Annotated in this window: 18 protein-coding genes; 6 read left to right on the plus strand and 12 right to left on the minus strand. The window is 66.2% G+C overall.

Annotated features, from left to right (window positions below; genetic code table 11):
• The first annotated feature begins 63 nt into the window (after positions 1 to 63).
• Both IEY28_RS12105 and IEY28_RS12110 read left to right on the plus strand, forming a co-directional pair.
• Positions 64 to 297, plus strand: a complete 234-nt coding sequence (locus IEY28_RS12105) for a BolA/IbaG family iron-sulfur metabolism protein (protein ID WP_188997846.1) — start codon at positions 64 to 66, stop codon at positions 295 to 297.
• A gap of 48 nt (positions 298 to 345) precedes the next feature.
• Entirely contained in the window at positions 346 to 684 is a 339-nt protein-coding gene (locus IEY28_RS12110) for a glutaredoxin family protein (RefSeq protein WP_188997848.1), read from the plus strand.
• Between the two features lie 78 nt (positions 685 to 762).
• Here IEY28_RS12110 and IEY28_RS12115 read toward each other — a convergent pair whose 3' ends face one another.
• Positions 763 to 936, minus strand: a complete 174-nt coding sequence (locus IEY28_RS12115) for a DUF5786 family protein (RefSeq protein ID WP_166971025.1) — start codon at positions 934 to 936, stop codon at positions 763 to 765.
• Positions 937 to 1,146: 210 nt separating this feature from the next.
• Here IEY28_RS12115 and IEY28_RS12120 point away from each other — a divergent pair, with 210 nt between their 5' ends.
• A complete protein-coding gene (locus IEY28_RS12120; protein ID WP_188997851.1) occupies positions 1,147 to 3,069 on the plus strand; it encodes a beta-CASP ribonuclease aCPSF1 in 1,923 nt (640 codons plus the stop codon).
• A gap of 5 nt (positions 3,070 to 3,074) precedes the next feature.
• On the opposite strand, the gene IEY28_RS12125 is transcribed toward IEY28_RS12120, so the two are convergent.
• A complete protein-coding gene (locus IEY28_RS12125; RefSeq protein ID WP_188997854.1) occupies positions 3,075 to 4,121 on the minus strand; it encodes a DHH family phosphoesterase in 1,047 nt (348 codons plus the stop codon).
• Positions 4,122 to 4,240: 119 nt separating this feature from the next.
• Here IEY28_RS12125 and IEY28_RS12130 point away from each other — a divergent pair, with 119 nt between their 5' ends.
• The gene (locus tag IEY28_RS12130; RefSeq protein WP_188997858.1) at positions 4,241 to 4,795 is read left to right on the plus strand and encodes a VIT1/CCC1 transporter family protein; all 555 of its coding nucleotides are present in this window, start codon (positions 4,241 to 4,243) and stop codon (positions 4,793 to 4,795) included.
• Positions 4,796 to 4,810: 15 nt separating this feature from the next.
• Here IEY28_RS12130 and IEY28_RS12135 read toward each other — a convergent pair whose 3' ends face one another.
• Positions 4,811 to 5,680 carry a universal stress protein gene (locus tag IEY28_RS12135; protein ID WP_188997861.1) on the minus strand — a complete coding sequence of 290 codons (870 nt, stop codon included), beginning with the start codon at positions 5,678 to 5,680 and terminating at the stop codon, positions 4,811 to 4,813.
• Between the two features lie 99 nt (positions 5,681 to 5,779).
• Complete coding sequence (locus tag IEY28_RS12140; protein ID WP_188997864.1) at positions 5,780 to 8,353, minus strand: calcium-translocating P-type ATPase, PMCA-type; 2,574 nt, start codon at positions 8,351 to 8,353, stop codon at positions 5,780 to 5,782.
• An 86-nt stretch (positions 8,354 to 8,439) separates the two neighbouring features.
• Between IEY28_RS12140 and IEY28_RS12145 the strand changes: the two genes are divergently transcribed.
• On the plus strand, positions 8,440 to 8,730 hold the full coding sequence (locus tag IEY28_RS12145) for a DUF211 domain-containing protein (RefSeq protein ID WP_166971037.1): 291 nt from the start codon (positions 8,440 to 8,442) through the stop codon (positions 8,728 to 8,730).
• A gap of 5 nt (positions 8,731 to 8,735) precedes the next feature.
• Positions 8,736 to 9,317 (plus strand): VIT1/CCC1 transporter family protein, encoded by a 582-nt coding sequence (locus tag IEY28_RS12150; RefSeq protein ID WP_188997866.1) that lies wholly within the window; start codon positions 8,736 to 8,738, stop codon positions 9,315 to 9,317.
• On the opposite strand, the gene IEY28_RS12155 is transcribed toward IEY28_RS12150, so the two are convergent.
• From IEY28_RS12155 to IEY28_RS12190, 8 genes are all read right to left on the minus strand, one after another.
• Positions 9,314 to 9,763 carry a pyridoxamine 5'-phosphate oxidase family protein gene (locus IEY28_RS12155; protein WP_166971041.1) on the minus strand — a complete coding sequence of 150 codons (450 nt, stop codon included), beginning with the start codon at positions 9,761 to 9,763 and terminating at the stop codon, positions 9,314 to 9,316. The genes IEY28_RS12150 and IEY28_RS12155 overlap by 4 nt on opposite strands.
• A 75-nt stretch (positions 9,764 to 9,838) precedes the next feature.
• Positions 9,839 to 10,732, minus strand: coding sequence for a universal stress protein (locus IEY28_RS12160; protein WP_188997869.1), 894 nt, complete (start codon positions 10,730 to 10,732; stop codon positions 9,839 to 9,841).
• A gap of 419 nt (positions 10,733 to 11,151) precedes the next feature.
• Positions 11,152 to 12,360: an orc1/cdc6 family replication initiation protein gene (locus IEY28_RS12165; RefSeq protein WP_188997871.1), complete on the minus strand. Its 1,209-nt coding sequence runs from the start codon at positions 12,358 to 12,360 to the stop codon at positions 11,152 to 11,154.
• 549 nt (positions 12,361 to 12,909) lie between these two features.
• Positions 12,910 to 13,623, minus strand: a complete 714-nt coding sequence (locus tag IEY28_RS12170) for an ABC transporter ATP-binding protein (protein ID WP_188997874.1) — start codon at positions 13,621 to 13,623, stop codon at positions 12,910 to 12,912.
• The gene (locus tag IEY28_RS12175; protein WP_188997877.1) at positions 13,620 to 14,450 is read right to left on the minus strand and encodes an ABC transporter ATP-binding protein; all 831 of its coding nucleotides are present in this window, start codon (positions 14,448 to 14,450) and stop codon (positions 13,620 to 13,622) included. Before IEY28_RS12175 ends, IEY28_RS12170 begins: the two co-directional genes overlap by 4 nt.
• A complete protein-coding gene (locus IEY28_RS12180; protein WP_188997879.1) occupies positions 14,443 to 15,621 on the minus strand; it encodes a branched-chain amino acid ABC transporter permease in 1,179 nt (392 codons plus the stop codon). Before IEY28_RS12180 ends, IEY28_RS12175 begins: the two co-directional genes overlap by 8 nt.
• 1 nt (position 15,622) lies before the next feature.
• A complete protein-coding gene (locus IEY28_RS12185; protein WP_188997882.1) occupies positions 15,623 to 16,582 on the minus strand; it encodes a branched-chain amino acid ABC transporter permease in 960 nt (319 codons plus the stop codon).
• Positions 16,583 to 16,590: 8 nt separating this feature from the next.
• Positions 16,591 to 17,919: an ABC transporter substrate-binding protein gene (locus tag IEY28_RS12190; RefSeq protein WP_188997884.1), complete on the minus strand. Its 1,329-nt coding sequence runs from the start codon at positions 17,917 to 17,919 to the stop codon at positions 16,591 to 16,593.
• Between the last annotated feature and the right edge of the window lie 40 nt (positions 17,920 to 17,959).

Raw genomic sequence — 17,959 nt, forward strand, 5'->3', positions numbered from 1 at the left:
GCCAAGCCGTCGCCGGATAGCGGGAAGCCAACTGTTTTCCTCGCTGGCGACCTGACCGGAGACATGGACGCCGAGGAAGTCGAGGCACTCATCGAGGCAGCGATTCCGGACGCAACGGCCACAGTCACCACGCCGCGGGACCCCGACGACGACAAGCACTACGCCGTCGACGTGGTGTCGCCGGCCTTCGAAGGGAAGTCACTCGTCGACCAACACCAACTCGTCCACGACGCTCTCGGCGAGCATCTCACGCGAGACATCCACGCCATCGAACTGACCACCTCGACGCCCGAGTGACCTGGCGACGGCGGTAGTCATTTCCCTCCCGACGTGTTACGGGGGCCCATGAGCTTCGAACCCGAGGAACTCTCCCGCGAAGAGGTTCAGGAGAAGGTCGACGAGACCATCGAGAACAACGAGGTGGCCCTGTTCATGAAGGGCAACGAGATGATGCCACAGTGTGGCTACTCCCGGAAGGCCATCGGTCTCATCAAGCAGTACCGCGAGGACGTGGCGACGGTGAACGTCCTGACAGCCACGGAGGCCTACCGCGAGGCCCTCTCGGAGTACAGCGGTCGCGAGACGATTCCCCAGACGTTCGTCGACGGCGAGTTCGTCGGCGGCAGCGACATCCTCGAACAGTTAGACGAGAACGGCGACCTCGAAGCGACGCTGAACGCCTGACCGTCGACCCCTTGGCTGTCGGCGTGCGCCTCGAAAAACGTCCAGAACAGTCGCGTCCGCGGTCGGTGTCGCCGGTCGCTACTCGCTGTCTTTGATGTCGCCGAGTTTGTCGACGAGGTCGCTCGTCGACGCCTCGGTGTCGAACGAGACTTCGCCGTCGTGGTCGTTCTCGTGGACGGCGACGCCTTCGCTGTCGTCTGTGTCTACGTCCTGGTCTTTCTGCTCGGATTCGTCGTAGCTACCAAAACCCATGTGTGAACGGTGGCGTGTCGGCTACTAAAATGGGACGGTCGGGCCGCTCGTCGGCGCACGGTATCGCGACACACGTCGGCTACCGGTCGTTTCGGTCGTCGTCTCGGGAAGCAAAGGTTCTTATCCGTGGTCGCACATCCCCTAGATAACGACATTCGATAGCCGTTGTTCTTCGACGGCCGAAGTCTTCAATCGCAGTTTCCCGCATACATGAGTACCGCAGACGAGACGCTCGAGAAGATCAAAGCACAGGTCGAGGAAGAGACGCCGGACGACATCACCATATCGTCGGTGACGTTCGAAGGTCCGGAACTGGTGATCTACACGCCCGACGCCAAGGAGATCGCCAACCGGGACGGTATCGTCCGGAACCTCGCACAGACCCTCCGAAAACGCATCAACGTGCGTCCGACGGCGGACGCACTGATCCCCCAGAAGGAAGCCCGCGCGAAGATCGAGGAGACCATCCCCGAGGACGCCGGCGTCCAGAACCTCGACTTCGACGACGCGACGGGCGAGGTGTTCATCGAGGCCGAGAAACCCGGCCGCGTCATCGGTCGTCACGGCGAGACGCTGGACCAGATAGCCGCAAGCGTCGGCTGGACGCCCGAAGTCGTCCGTACGCCGCCGATGGAGTCTTCGACCGTCTCGAACGTCCGGAACTTCCTGAAACAGGAACGCGACGAGCGCCGGGACATCCTCGAACGCGTCGGCCGCCAGATAAACCGGCCGACGACGGCCGACGACGACTGGGTCCGCCTGACGACGCTCGGCTGTTGCCGCGAGGTCGGTCGCGCCTCTTTCATCCTCTCGACGCCAGAATCGCGCATCCTCATCGACTGTGGCGACAAACCCGGTGCCGAAGGCGAGGTGCCGTATCTCCAAGTGCCCGAAGCGCTCGCGGCCGGGCCGAACTCCATCGACGCCGTCGTCCTGACACACGCCCACCTCGACCACTCCGCGCTCATCCCCATCCTGTTCAAGTACGGCTACGACGGCCCCATCTACACCACCGCACCGACGCGGGACCTGATGGGCCTGCTCCAACTCGACTACCTCGACGTCGCAGCCAAGGAGGGCCGTGCCCCGCCCTACGAGAGCCAGCAGGTCCGTGACGCCCTGAAACACACCATCCCGCTTGAGTTCGGCAACGTCACCGACATCGCGCCGGACATCAAACTCACGATGCACAACGCCGGCCACATCCTCGGGTCGGCGGTGTGTCACTTCCACATCGGTGAAGGGCGGTACAACGTCGCGTTCTCGGGTGACATCCACTACAAGGACACCCGTCTGTTAGACGGCGCAGTCAACGACTTCCCGCGCGTGGAGTCGCTCATCCTCGAATCCACCTACGGCGGGAAAAACGACTACCAGACCGACCAAGCGGACTCCGAACGCGTCCTCAAGCGCGTCATCAACGAGGCCCACGAGAAGCAGGGCCACATCCTCATCCCGGCTTTCGCCGTCGGGCGCTCGCAGGAACTGATGCTCGTCTTAGAAGAGGCGATGAGCAAGGGCGACATCCCGACGATGCCGGTGTATCTGGACGGGATGATTCGAGAGGCGACGGCCATCCACACCGCCTATCCCGAGTACCTGCGCGAGAGCCTGCGCAACCGCATCCTCTACGAGGACGACAACCCGTTCCTCGCCGAGCAGTTCCAGCAGGTCGACGGCGGCGAGGAGATGCGACAGGACATCGTCGACGAGGAACCGGCCATCATCCTCACCACATCGGGGATGGTCACCGGCGGTCCCGTCATGTCGTGGCTCCGCCTGCTGGGTGGCGACCCGGACAACACGATGGTCTTCGTCGGCTATCAGGCCGAAGGCACTCTCGGACGCCAGATTCAGCGCGGACAGGACGAGATATCGATGTCCGACAAGAGCGGTCCCCGAGCGGAGCGCGTCAGCCTGAAACTCGGCGTCGAGACGGTGGACGGGTTCTCCGGCCACGCCGACCGGCAGGGGCTGGAGACGTTCGTCGAGACGATGCACCCCCGACCAGAGAAAGTGCTCTGTGTCCACGGCGACGAGAGTTCGACGAACCAGCTCTCCTCGGCGCTGTACCAGAAGTTCAACATGCGGACGTTCAACCCGAAGAACCTAGAGACGTTCCGGTTCGTCTGAGTCGGTCAGTCTTTGTCGTCGCCGCCCTTGTTCCCCGAGTTATCGTCGTCTTTGATGTTGAGCGCCGCGAGCAGGCGGCTGTTGATGACCTGTTCGACGATACCCACCAGCACGTCGTCGTCGCTGGTGTAGTCAGAGAAGATACCCAGCGGGACTTCCGCGCCGGCCATCTCGCGGTGGCCGCCCGCGCTGCCCTCGTCGTCGAAGGCGCTCGCAAGCACTTCGCCGATGTGGATTCGGGAGTCCGTCGTCCGCGCACTCAGTTGAATCGTATCGTCGATGATACCGAAGACGATGGCCGTCTCGATGCCTTCGAGGGTCGCGAGGTAGTCGGCCGCCTGCGGAAGCGCGTCGCGCTCACTGGTCCGGCCGACGTGAGAGATAAGGACCGACCCCCTGACGCTCCGATTGTGGATGGCGTCGGCGATCGCGTCGACCGTCGCGCCGCTAACCGCTGGCGACGAGAGTTGCCTGAGCAGGTCCGACTCGGCGAAGTCGTGGAGGTAGCTCGCCGCCTCGTACTCCTTGCGCGTCACCCCTCGGAGGAAGCCAAGCGTCTCCCGGCGGATGGCGAACAACAGCGCCGTCGCGACTCGGGCGTCCGGGTCCATCGGTAACTCGCGGACGTACTCCGCGAGGATGGTGGCCGTCGCACCGACGTCCTCCCGGTGGTCGACGAACGTCGCTTCGACGTCCTCTGCCGGGTGGTGGTCCAGCACGATGTCGACGGCAGTCCCCTCGGGGACGCGGTTGTTCGCGCCGGGTTTCGAGTGGTCGACGAACGCCAGCAGCGACCCGGACGGTCGGTTCTGGACCAGTTCGGGGTCGAAAGGGCGCAGTTCGACGTCCAGCAGATTGACGAACGCCCGGTTCTGCTGGTGAGATATCTCCCCGCTGTAGAGGATGTGCCGTTCGTCGATGCCGGTGCTGGCGGCTATCTGGCCGAGCGCCACGGCGCTGGCCAGACAGTCCGGGTCGGGGTTGTTGTGGCAGACGATGGTGAGTTCGTCACTGTCCGAGAGGAGGTCCCACAGCGTCTGCGCGTGGCTCATTGCCCTCACTTGGCACTCCCGATACAAGCATTTACTGACCAGAGTGGCCGGTCAGTTCGGGGTTTCACCGGGCCGAACAGGCATCGGGATTGACAACGATGCCTCCCGCAGTGTGTGGTATGTTGACCGAGCTACTCGACGGCGGCGTCGAGGACGCAGGCGGCTACATCGCGGAAGTCGTCTACGGCGCCAACGACGGCATCATCACGACGTTCGCTATCGTCGCCGGCGTCGCCGGGGCGGCACTCGACCCGGGCATCGTCCTGATTCTCGGCTTCGCGAACCTCTTTGCCGACGGGTTCTCGATGGGGATGAGCAACTTCCTCAGTCAGCGCTCGGCGATGGACTACCAGACGGCACAGACCGGCACCGCTACGGCCGTGAAACCGCCGTCGTGGACGGCGCTGACGACGTTTCTCGCGTTCGTGTTCGCCGGGTGGATGCCGCTGTTGCCCTACGTCGTGGCGCTCGTACTGACCGACCCGTTCGGTGGCGTCCCCACGTTCAGTGTCTCCGTGGCGGCGACGGCCGTCGCCTTCTTCGGTATCGGTGCGAGTCGGAGCGTCGTCACCGACCGCAAGTGGCCCGTGGCGGGCACAGAGATGCTCGGCGTCGGGATGCTCGCTGCGGGTGTCGCCTTCGCCGTCGGTATCCTGCTGGGCGGTCTCGCCTGACCCGCCGATCCGCACTCAGTCCTCGGCGGTTCGCGTCATCAAGAGCGGGGCGGGCGAGGACCGGACGAGTTTCGAACTGACGCCACCGAGCGCGTACCAACTGAAGTTCGTCTGGCCCTGCGTTCCGAGGACGAGGAGGTCGACGCCCTCGGATTCGGCGTACGCCCGAATCTCGCGGTGTGGGGTCCCGTAGACGACGGATCCGGTCACCGAGTCGAGCGATTCTTCGGCAGTCTCTACGGCCGAGTCGAGAATCTCGTGGGCGTGCTCGTCGAGTTCGCTGTCTCTGATGACCGACCGTGCGTCGGGTCCGAGCGATCCCGTCTCGACGACGTGGAGGACGTGGAGCGTCGCACCCGTCGCCGCGGCGACGTCGACGCCCTCCGCCAGCGCGCGCTCTGCGCCCGGACTGCCGTCCGTCGGCACGAGGACGCGCCGACACGGGTAGCGGTACTCGGCCTCCCCGTCGGGGTTGACGACGAGGACAGGGACCGGAGCGGCGTTGAGGACGCGTTCGGTGACGCTGCCGAGCAACACGCGTTCGAGGCCGCGCCGGCCGTGGGTCGGCATCACGACGAGGTCCATCCCGTACTCCGCTGCGTAGTCGGCTATTGTCAGCGACGGGTCGCCCTGCATGACCTCGCCTTCCGCGGTCACGCCGCGGTCGGTCGCCCGGTCGACCACCGTCCCGACGACTCGCTCGCCGGCCTGTTCGAGGACGTCGACGATTTCGCCGCGGACGTCCGTGACGCTGTCGCGGTTCGTGTCCGCCACGTGCAGGACGTGCAGCGTCGCGTCGTGTGCCGCTGCGACGTCGAGGACGTAGTCGAGGACCGATTCGGCCGTGTCGCTCCCGTCCGTCGGGAAGAGTATGTGGTCGTACATAGTGGGGACTACGAAGTGTCGCCGTAGCCGCCGTCGTGGCGGCCCGTAGTCACCGATTCGTCACCCGACAGGATAAAGCGCGGGGGCGAGTCAGAGCGGTCAGCGCTTGCTCCGGTTCCACCGCCTGACTGCGACGGCGACGGCGAGGTAGGCAGGGAGCGCAACGGCGAGCACTGTCCCGATGCGACCCCAGTCACTCACAGTGAGCGCGACGGTACCGAAGTATCGGCGCAGCGGCGTGTACAGCACGGCCAGTTGCAACAGGGCGGAGACGGCCACCGCACCGGCCAGCCACAGATTCGAGAGCGTCGGCGTCTCTCTGAGCCACCGGATGACGTACAGTTTCTCGAACTCGATAGCGACGAACCCGGTAAAGACCATCGTCATGGCGTAGGGCGTCACGGCGGGTGCGCCATCGAGAGTCAGCAACAGCAACCCCAGCATGAGGAGCGTCGAGATAGTGCCCAACCCGCCCATCAGACCGAGCATCCCCCGGTCTACGATGCCGCGGTCGGGGTCCCGTGGCGGGCGGTCCATCACGTTCTCGCTCGAAGGGTCCGCACCGAGCGCCACTGCCGGGAGGCCGTCGGTCAGCAGGTTAATCCACAGCAACTGCACTGCCGGCAGGACGAGGTAGCCAAAGAGCGAGGCGATGAAGACGATAGCCACCTCGGCGATGTTCGCACTCAGGAGGTACGCGACGAACTTCCAGACGTTGTCGAAGATGGCCCGGCCGCGCTCGACGGCCCGTTCGATGGTCGCGTAGTTGTCGTCGAGCAAGACGATGTCGCTGGCTTGCTTGGCCACGTCGGTGCCGCGAATCCCCATCGCGACGCCGATGTCGGCGTGTTTCAGCGCAGGCGCGTCGTTGACGCCGTCGCCGGTCATCGCGACGCGGTGGCCGTTGGCCTGTAGCGCCCGCAAGATTCGGACCTTGTGTTCGGGGGCCGTCCGCGCGAAGACGTCGACGTCCTCGACGCGGTCACGGAGCGTCTCGTCGGTCATCTCGGCCAGTTCCCGACCCTCCATCACCTCGGTGTGCATCCCGAGCGACTCGGCGATAGCGGCGGCGGTGCGGACGTTGTCTCCGGTCACCATCTTCACGTCGATGCCCGCTCGCTCCGTGGCGGCGATGGCGTCGGCCACCTCCTCGCGTGGCGGGTCGATGAGACCGACGAGGCCGACGAAGACGAGGGCGTCCTCGGCGACCCCGTCGGCGGTAAGGTCGCCCTCCGTGTAGGCTACGGCGAGGACCCGGAGCGCGTCGTCGGCGAACGTTCGGACCTGCTCGCGAATCCGGTCGGCTCCCTCGTCTGTGAGCGGTTCCGGGCCGTCGTCGGTGAGGACGTGGTCGGCCTTCGAGAGGACCACTTCCGGCGCGCCCTTGAGATACGAGCGCTCCTCGTGGACCGTCCCCATCCACTTGCGCTCGGAGGAGAACGGTATCTCGTCGGTCCGGGGATGGTCGTCCCGCAGGGCCGCCACGTCGATGCCCGCGTCCTCGGCGGCGGCCACCAGCGCTCGTTCGGTCGGGTCGCCGGCGTCACTGTCCGGCGTCGCGTCGCTGCAGAGTGCGGCGGCTCGCAACAGCAGGTGGACGCGGTCTTCGACGGGTTCGGTGTCGTGTTCGATCACGCTGTCGTTGATCCAGACCCTGCTGACGGCCATCTCCCCTCGCGTGAGCGTCCCCGTCTTGTCGGTACAGATCACGTCGACGCCGCCGAGTGCCTCGACCGCCGGGAGCCGGCGGACCAGCGCGTTCTCGTCGGCCATTCGGCGGACGCCGAGCGCGAGCGTCAGCGTCACGACCGCTGGGAGGCCCTCGGGGACGGCGGCGACGGCGAGCGACACCGCCGTCAGCGCGGCCTGAAACGGGTCCGTGCCCTGCAAGAGCAGGAGGGGGACGACGAGGGCGGCGAGTACGACCACGCCGAGGCCGAGTCTGCGCCCGAGCGAGTCCAGTTCCCGCTGGAGCGGCGTCTCGGTCGTCTCCGTCGCGGCCAGTTCCTGCGCGATAGCGCCGACTTCGGTACCCATTCCCGTCGCGGTGACGACGGCGACGCCCCGGCCCCGCGTGACGTTCGTCCCCTTGTATGCCATCGGCGTCCGCTCGGCCAGCGGCGTGTCCGCGTCGACGGCGTCCGCGGACTTCCCGACCGGCGCGCTCTCGCCGGTCAGGGCGGCCTCGTCGATTTCCAGTCCCGTCGTCTCGACGAGGCGGCAGTCCGCCGGCACCACGTCGCCGCCGGTCAGTTCAAGGACGTCGCCCGGAACCAGTCGTGTCGCCTCCACGTCGGTCGTCGTTCCGGCCCGGCGAACCGTCGCCGTCGGCGCGGTCAGTTCGCGCAACGCGGCGAGACTCTCCTCGGCGCGGTAGTCCTGTACGAACCCGAACAGGCCGTTGGCGACGACGATGACGGTGATGAGGACGGCGTCGACGGCGTGGCCGGCCCAGACGGACAGCGCCGCCGCGACCACCAGCACGTAGATGAGGACGCTCTGGAACTGTGTGGCGAAGATGCGAAACACCGACCGTCCCTGATCGCGGGCCACCTCGTTCGGGCCGTGTTCGGCCCGTCGATCGCGGACCGACTCGGCCGAGAGGCCATCGGGACCGCTGTCGAGGGCGTCGTACACGGCGTCGGGGGACTGAGCGTGTGCGGGCGGGTCCACACTCGGAGTGACTCGGCCCGGCACTAAGTGTGTTTGGCGTTGGCACGGGCAGCGGGTTTACGTATCGGCCGGTCGGAGAGTTCCCCATGGCCCCAGTCCGCCGACTCGTCGTGGACGTGCTGAAACCACACGATCCGCCGTTGCTGGAGTTCACCGAACGGGTCAGCGAGACGGACAGCGTCGACGGCGCGACCACCTCGCTCATCGAACTCGATCAGGAGGTACAGAACGTCAAGGTCACCGTCGAGGGCGACGCCCTCGACATGTCGGCCATCGAGTCGACCATCGAGAGTCTCGGCGGCACCGTCCACTCCGTCGATCAAGTCGCTTGCGGCGAGTACGTCGTCGACGACCAACCGACGCTTCAGGACGGGTGACAGCCGTGGCCTCCGCGCGTGAGTTACTGCGCCGATTGCTGGGGAAAGAGGACGTCCTCGCGATCTCGCGACGGTACTTCATCTCCAACGGGTTCGACGGGACGCTGACGTGCATCGGCGTCGTCATCGGGGCGGTACTCTCGGGGGTCCCGAACGGCCTCACCGTGATAAAGATCGGACTCGGGGCGGCCGTCGGTCTCGGTACCTCGGCAGTCTGGAGCGTCTGGGAGATAGAACGGGCAGAGAAGCGCGCGGAGATACGCCGCCTCGAACGCGCGATGCTGACGGACCTCGACGACACTCGCATCCAGCGAGAACACCGCGGGGCGAGACTGCTCCACGCGGCGATGAGCGGACTGGGACCGACCGTCGGCGTGCTGATACCGCTGTCGCCGTTTCTGCTGGAAGGCACCGTGCTGAGCATGACCGAGGCGGCAATCGCTGCCGTCGGCCTCGGCATCGGCGTCCTCGGTGCCTTCGGGGCGTACATGGGGTCTATCTCCGACCAGCGGTGGTACGTCGCGGCGGCCCGGATGGCGCTGGCCGGCCTCGTCGTCGCCGTCGTCAACCTCCTCTTGCCCGGTTAGGTCCGCCCCGGTGACTCGACGCGGCCGGTCAGCGCCTCGGGGACGAGACGGTAGAACTCGAAATCCACCACTCGCGTCGGTTCCTCGAAGATGTCGATCAGCGGAATATCGACTCTGTCGAGGCCCGAAAGCGTCTCGGTCGCGATGTCTGACTCCGCGAGGTCCTCGAGTTGGCCGGTGGCGACGACGCTCTGCCACCGATCGTCGACCTGCCGGTGGACGACGAAGGAGACGGGACGGTCGTCGAGGTCGGTCTTCGAACTCTCGGGGCCGACGGCGAGGCGAAAGTAGAACGTCCGAGCGTTCGCGTCGTATCCGTACGATACCGGTACCGAGTGCGGAGAGTGGACCGCCGTTCTCGACAGTGACAGGACGCCAGTGCCGCCGTTTCCGAGGAACTCGTCTACCTCGTCGTCCGCCATCGACACGGGGTGGTCTGACTCCATATCTGTACTAATTTGGTTGGGTGGACTATAAGTCCTGACTGACGGTCGGTCCGGTTCGTCGGGGTCGACACGGCATCACTCGTCTCGTTGGCGCGTACTCACCGTGAGAACGGGTGCAGTCGACCGGCGAACGAGACGTTCGGCCGTGCTTCCCAACACGACCCGGTCGAGGCCCGTGTGGCCGTGGGTCCCCATCGCGACGACGTCGACGCCGGCGTCCGTCACGTACTTCAGCAGGGCCTGACCCGGATAGCCGGTCGGCGTCGCCGTGACCGCGTCGAGACCGGCCGCACGTGCCGTCTCGGCGACCGACTCGGCTGCTTCGGCGGCCGACTCCTCGAGGTGGTCGAGGACGCCCGGCGGGACACCCATCTCCGACCCCGTGGCGAGGTCGCCGAGATTGACCACGCTGACGGCGTGGACCCGGGCGTCGGCCCGTTGGGCGACGGCGACTCCGTGTTCGACGGCGGCGGTCGCCGGCTCGCTTCCGTCGGTCGGAATCAGGACTTCGTCGTATCCCTCGCCGACCTGCGTCTCCTCGGTCGCGCGGACGCTGAGGACCGGGACGGGCGACCGGCGCAGGACGCGTTCTGCGACGCTACCCGTCAGGACCCGCGTGAGACCACCGCGTCCATGAGTCCCCATGGTGACGACGTCGATATCGTGAGCGGTCACGTAATCGAGAATCACGTCCGACGGCCGGCCGGTCAGGACCTCTCGTCGGACCGTCTCGACGTTCGCCACCGCGGACTCGGTGGCATCGACGGCCGACTCCGCCTGGGTTTTCAGTCGCTCGATGAACTCGTCGTCGACGCCGCCGGCCGAGAAGGGGCCACTCGCGGCGTCCACGTCGACGGCGGCGAGCAGATGGATCGACGCGTCGAACAGGTCGGCGAGGTACGCCCCGTGTGTCGCCGCTCTGAGCGCGTGGTCACTCCCGTCCGTTGGTACGAGGATAGTGTCGTACATCCGTACCGGGACGATACGCGCGTGCAGTTGATAATTCTACGTCACGAGCGCAGTGGTGGACGGACACGCCCACCCCACCGTGTCGAGTGTTCTGCGTTCCCGGGGGAGGGGGCTCGTGGGCGACGGATACTCACGTTCGAGCGACGGCCGGACCGCGGGCGACGGTAACGTGGCGCCGACGGGCCTCTACCGACAGCCACTACCCCCGCACCCCACCGTGTCGAGTGTTCCCGTGCCGGGGCGTCGCCCTGTGAGCGGAACGTGTCGACGGTGAGTACTACCCGCTGCCGGGAACGTACGTGTCCGCCCCATCTCGACGTGGCGGTCGCCCCTCTCACCCCACCGTGTCGAGTGTTCTCACAACGAGGTGACTGGTCGAGCAGGCAGAGCCGAGCGGGCCGGACCGAACGCTCACCCGCTTAGATGTGGCGCGCGACGACGCTGGGCGTGGCGATGTCGTCCAGCTCCCGGACCACGTCACAGACGAGGTCCAGCGGAACGTCGAACTCGTACTCGTGGTACTGCCCGCCGGCCCGTCCCTCGTTGCGGACGGTTCGCTGGAGGATGCCGACCATCGCGAGGTCAGCGAGGTGGTCGTGCATCCGACGGCGGACGAGCGGGTCGGTGCCCGACTGGTCGGCGACGGTCCGATATACTGGGTAGATCTCGCGGACGCGGGCCGGCATCTGCTCTTCGAACGCCAGCGAGAGCGTCGCGATGAGCGTGAGGTGACCGTGGTGGGTCAACTCCCGCATCCCGTGGCGAATCTGGCCGCGTTCGAGTTCCTGTGAGGCCTCGCGGACGTGTTCCTCGACTATCGGCGGGTCGCCGTGCGTGCGGGCGATGTCGCCGGCCTTGTACAGCAAGTCGAGCGCCTGTCGCGCGCTCCCCGTATCCTGTGCGGCGATAGCGGCACACAGTTGCAGGACTCCCGCCGACAACGCATCCTCCCGTAGCGCACCGTCGACGCGTTGAGTCAGTATCGACTCCAGTTCGGGCGCCTGATACGGCGGGAAGTGAATCTCCTCCTCACAGAGCGTGTCCTTGACCTTCGGCGAGAGCGTCTCTCGGAACCCGAAGTCGTTGCTGATGCCGATGACGCCGGGCTTGACGGTATCGAGATAGCCGTTCGAGCGCGCCCGCGGGAGTTCATAGAGGATGTCGTCGTCCTCGCCGATGTGGTCTATCTCGTCTAAGACCAGCAGGACCGTCCCGCCGACGTCCTCCAGTTCCTCGTACAGCATATCGAAGACGGTCTGCTGGGGGTAGCCGGTCGTGCTTATCTGCTGGTTCGCCGGGCGCAGGAGGTTCACGAGGTTCGCAGCGACCTGATACGACGAGGAGAAGTTCGTACAGTTCAGCCAGTACACCGAGAGGTCGACGTCGTCGTACTCGGCGACGTCCTGTTTCAGATGAGAGAGCAGGAACCGCGTGACCGCCGTCTTGCCGACGCCCGCTTTCCCATAGAGGAAGATGTTGCGCGGCTGCGCGCCGTTGATGACTGGCTGGAGCGCGTTCTCGTAGGCGGCCAGTTCGTCGTCCCGGGCGGCGATGGAATCCGGCTGGTAGTCCTCCCGCAGCATGTCCTCGTCGCGGAACACGTCCTCGTCGCGGGTGAACCTCGCCATTGCCGCACCGTATGGACATTCAGTACATAAAACCACCGTGTCGACTGCGTCGAGTGAAAGTCTTTCACCCCGAATAGCCACCCCACCGTGTCGAGTGTTCTGGCAGCGAACCGACGACTCGTCTGTCGGTTGGCGTGGACCTACGTGAATGGTCCGTTCTCGTTTCGCGGACCTGTGGTTCGACAGTCACGACGACGTCATAGAGTACCGCCCCTATTGGTCCGTACCGACGACGTCCGCTTTGACGTCCTCGGGGCCCTCACAGCGGCGGGCGTAGTTCTCACCCGCGTGGAGATGCTGGTCGCCGGTTACGTCCGTCCAGCCACGGCCCGGCGAGCGCGGGTCGCCCCGTCGGTCACGTCGACCGTACCGACACCGCGCCGACGGCCCACTCCGGCCCGACCCTGTGAGACACAGAACACTCGACACGGTGGGGTGGGAGGGGGCCGTCACTCGGCCAGCGGTTCGGTCGATAGTGGCGGCCGTTCGGACACGCCAGCACCCGTCGCCCCGAGAACACTCGACGCGGTGGGGTGACGGGGGCCGGCCTCAGCCGCCCAGATACAGTTTCGAGACGTCTTCGTTGTCCAACAGTTCCGAGGCGGCGTCCTCGAACCGCACCGTCCCCTGATCCAGCACGTACCCACGGTCGGAGATGCCGAGCCCTTTCTTCGCGTTCTGCTCGACCATCAGGATGGCCGTGTCCATGTCGTTGACCGCCTGCACGTGGCCGAACACCTCGTCGGCGGTGTTCGGGGCCAGTCCCGCCGACGGTTCGTCGATGAGCAACACGTCGGGTTCCATCACCAGGGCTCGCGCGAACGCGAGCACCTGTCGCTGACCACCAGAGAGCGTCTTGGCTTTCGCCTTCCGGGTGTCGTCGAGCAGGGGGAACCGCTCGTAGAGGTCCTCGATCACCTCGTCCAGCCCGCTCTCGCGGGCGACGCCGCCCATCCGCAGGTTCTCCTCGATGGTGAGCGTCCCGAACACGTTGTCCGTCTGCGGGACGTAGCCGATGCCCTCGCGGACGATGTCTTCGGGCGCCATCCCGCCGATCTCGTCGCCGTGGTAGGTGACGGTTCCCTCCCACGGCGTCAGCATGCCGAAGGCGGTCTTGAGGACCGTCGACTTCCCAGCGCCGTTGGGACCGATGAGGCAGACGATTTCCGACGCGTCGAGGTGTAGCGACAGGTCCTCTAGGACCTGCACTTCCCCGTAGCCGCTGTCGACGTTCGACAGTTCGAGTACCGTCCGGTCGCTCATGGGCTCCCCCCGAGGTAGGCGTCGATGACGCGCTCGTCGGTCTGTACCTCGCGTGGCGACCCCTCCATGAGGACGCTGCCCTGATCGAGGACGATGACTGGGTCGGCGAGTTTCATGACGAAGTCCATGTCGTGTTCGATGAGCAAGAACGTCGTCCCCTGCTCGTTGAGGCGGCGTATCTGCTCTGCGAGTTTGTTCCGCAGCGTCGGGTTGACCCCGGCGGCCGGTTCGTCGAGCAAGAGCAGTTCCGGGTCGGCCAGCATCGCGCGGGCCAGTTCGACGAGTTTCATCTGCCCGCCGGATATCTTCGTCGCTGGCTGCGTGGCGAGGTGGTCTATCTCGAACTCCTCGAGGATGCGTTCGGCCTCTTCTAAATTCGCCGCCTCGTGCTCCCCGACCTCGCCGGGTTTGAAGAACAGGTTCAGGAACGACTCGCCGGGCTGTTTCCGCGGGCCGACCAGCATCGCTTCCCGGACGGTCATCCCCTCTAGCTTCCGCGGCGTCTGGAAGGTGCGGATGAGCCCGTGGTCGGCGATTTCGTACGGTTCCATCCCGGTGACCGCCGTACCGTTGACCTCGACGCGGCCCCCATCCGGTTCGTAGAACCCGGAGACGAGGTTGAACAGCGTCGACTTCCCGGCGCCGTTGGGCCCGATGAGGCCCGTGATCGTGCCACGTGCGACCTCGAAGGTCGCGTGGTCGGTGGCTGTCAGCGCGCCGAAGGACTTCTGTAAGTCCTCGACGCGCAGGACGACGTCGTCTTTCGACCGGTCGGCCGCCGTGGCCGTCTCGGCGGCGTCCGCCGCCGCCGCGTCGGCGTCAGTCATCGCCACCACCTGCCTTGGCCTCGCGGACGCCGGAGTCCGGTCGGTCCGGTGCCTCGTCGACGACCTTCGGCCAGATAAGCTCTCGCTGTGGCGGCAGCACGCCCTGCGGGCGGTACCGCATCAGGACGACGATGAGGACGCCGATGAGCAGCAATCGGAGCGGCGCGACGTCGATGGGAATCCACGCGAACTCGTTGAGGAACCGGGTCCCCTCCCGGATGGCGACGATGACGAACCCGCCGAACAGCGCGCCGCGGTTGGACCCGCTGCCGCCGAGGATGACGGCGACCCAGACGTAGAACGTCGTCACCGGATCTAAGTCGCCGGGGCTGACGAACAGGTTCAGGTGGGCGTAGAACACGCCCGCGAGCGCCATGATGACGCTCCCGAGGACGAACGACTGCATCTTGAACCCGTAGGTGTTCTTCCCCAGCGCTCGCGCGAGGTCCTCGTCCGAGCGGATGGTCCGCAGGACGCGCCCCCACGGCGAGCGGTGGGCGCGCCGCAAGACGGCGTAGCTGATGCCCACGAACCCGAGGACGATTGCGACGTTCAACAGGGCGCTCCAGAACGGCGTCTCCAGTACGATAGTCGTGCCGGGCAGCGGGCGAACCGCCAGCCCCGGCATCGTCTCCGGCAGTGTCGCCAGCACGGGGACCCCTTCGAAGAACGGCGGGATACCACGGACGCCAGCGCTCCCGTTGGTGAACTGCCGCTCGTTCAGGACGACCAGACGGACGACCTCGGCCAGTCCGAGCGAGGCGATGGCGAGGTAGTCCGCGCGCAGGCGAAGCGTGGGAATCCCGATGGCGAGCGCCAGCAGGGCGGCGACGCCGAGTGCGACGACGAGGCCGACGATTGGGAGTACGTCGCCGGCGATGGGCGAACTGCTGGCGCTCATCAGCGCCGTCCCGTACGCGCCGACGCCGAAGAACGCCGCCACGCTGAAGTTGATGAGGCCGGTGAACCCCCACTGCGAGTTCAGGCCGAACGAGAGCAGGGCGTACATCCCCGCGAGGCCGACGAGATAGAGGAAGTACGTCGGCGCGAGCGCACCCGTCAGCAGGCCCACGAGCAGAAGACCCGCAAAGCCGACGATGAACGCGAGGACGCCCTGCTCGGACCGCGTGAGGTCCGCCCAGTACCCTTTCGGGTCGGAGAGAGCACTCATCTCAGGTCGCCTCCCCGGCGATGCCGTTCGGTCGGACGAGCAACACGGCGACCATGATGACGAACGCGATGGCGTTGGCGTACTCGATGCCGATGGTGATGCCGAAGCTGTCCGGAACCAGCGGCAACAGGGCACCCATGTCGGTCAGCAGCGCGATATCCGACAGCACCGGCGTCAGTTGGTTTATCATCCCGATGAGGAACCCCCCGAGCATGGCCCCGTAGACGGAGCCGATACCGCCGAGGATGACGGCGGCGAAGATGAGCAAGAGGAGGTTAAAGCCCATCCGCGGCGAGAGCTGATTGTACAGGCCGAGGAACACGCCGCCCGAGCCCGCGAGGCCGGCGCCGATTATCCACGTCCAGAGTTTCACGCGGTCGGTGCGGATGCCGCTGACCCGCGCGAGGTCGGGGTTGTCCGCCATCGCGCGCATCTTCCGCCCGAGGTCGCTGTACTGGAGTAGGGTGTGGAGCGACCCGACGAGGACCAGCGCCGAGAGGACGATGGCCACGTCGTGCTGAGTGACCCGAATCCCGTAGGGAAGCAACGCCTCGATGGGGCGGAGCGTCTGGACCTCGTAACGCGTGAAGTCCGCGCCGAATCCGATCTGGATGATGGCGCGGTAGACGAACGCGATACCGATAGAGGTGATGAGCAGTTCGATAGACCCCGCGTTCATCCCGTCGTATACGACCTTCTCCGTGAGGACGGCGACGACGGCGGCGACGACGATGCCGGCCACCAGTGCCACGAAAAAGCCCAGTGGGAGACCGAGGACGCTGCCGCCGAGGCCGCCGACGGCCCCGAAGGTGAGGAACGCCGCGTACGCGCCGACCGTCATCGTATCGCCGTGGGCGAAGTTCGCGAAGTCCGCGATGCTGTAGATGAGCGACAGCCCGATGCTCCCGAGCACGATGATACTGCTGAATACGAGCCCGCTGGCGAGATAGTCGAAGACCATGGTCCGGCTCAGGATTCGATGAATCCGGTGCCGACGTAATCGTGGTCCTGGACGGTCAGAATCTGCAGGAAGCCGACTGGGTCACCGTTCTCGTCGAAGTCGATGGGGCCGCTGACGCCCTGATAGTCGACGTCGCTGGGGCCACCGCCGTCGGCGAGAATCTGGCTCGCGGCTTCGAAGGAGGTGACTTGCTCGCCCTCCGGGCGGGTCACGTCGCGGACCGTCTCCTGCAGCGCCGCACCGGTGAACTCGTCGGCGGCCTGAATCGACAGCGCGGCGGTCACCACGCAGTCGTAGGCGTAGGCCGACCACGCGGTCGGTTGCTCGCCGTAGGCCTCCTCGAAGGCCGACGCGAACTGCTGGTAGTTCTCCTCCTCTACGGGCGCGGAGGGGACGACGATTTTCATGCCGTCCATGCTCCCCTCGGGGGTGTTCTCGATGACGTTGTCCCCGGAGACGGAGTCGGCGCCGTAGAACTGCGCTTCGTACCCGCTGGAGTACACCTCGTTGACCATCGTCGCGAACTCGGCCTGATAGGTGACGAACAGCCACGCGTCGGCGCCGGAGCTGTTCATCCCCGAGACGACGCTGGAGTAGGACTGCTGTTCTTGGTCGTGGGGGCTGTTGTACGCCACTTCGCCCTCGTAGGACTCGACGAACGCGTCGGCCAGACTCTGCCCGTAGTCGTTGTTGACGTAGGTCAGCGCGACGGTGTCGTAGCCGTCTTCGGCGATGATGTTCGCGAGCGCCGTCGACTGAGTCCGGCCCGTCGGCGACATCCGGAGCAGACCCGGGAAGTCAGTAAGCGACAGGCCCGTGGAGTTCTGGCTCAACTGGACGACGTCGGTGCCCTGCACGACGCTCTCGTAGATAGCCAGCGAGACGCCGGACCCCACCGCCCCGATGAGGAAGGGCACGCCGTCCTGATTGACGAGTTTCTGGGCCGCCGAGACGCCGCCCTGACTCTCGCTCTCCGAGTCCTCGACGGTGATCGAGAGTTCACGGCCGTCGATACCGATGTCGTTTACGGCCTCCAGAGCGAGGTCCTTCCCGCGCTGGTTCCGTTCGCCGAACGCCGACAGCGACCCCGTCAGCGCGTCGACCATGCCGATGTTGTAGGGACCGCTGCCGCCGTCACCACCACCCCCGTCGCCCTCGGTGTCCGTACTCTCCCCGTCACTGCCGCCATCGCCGCCATCGCCGCCACCGCCGTCACTGCCGTCGCCACCGTCGTCGGTGGTGCTGACACAGCCGGCGAGGCCAGCGAGGCCCGCGAGACCGGACGCTCGTAGCACTGTTCGACGATCGAGTTTCTTCGGCGAGTCGTCTGACTCCATGTCTAGATACACCATGGAACAAGGAGCATCGTTAACAGTA

Origin of the sequence: Haloarcula pellucida (assembly GCF_014647235.1) — an archaeon.
Lineage (GTDB): Archaea > Halobacteriota > Halobacteria > Halobacteriales > Haloarculaceae > Haloarcula > Haloarcula pellucida.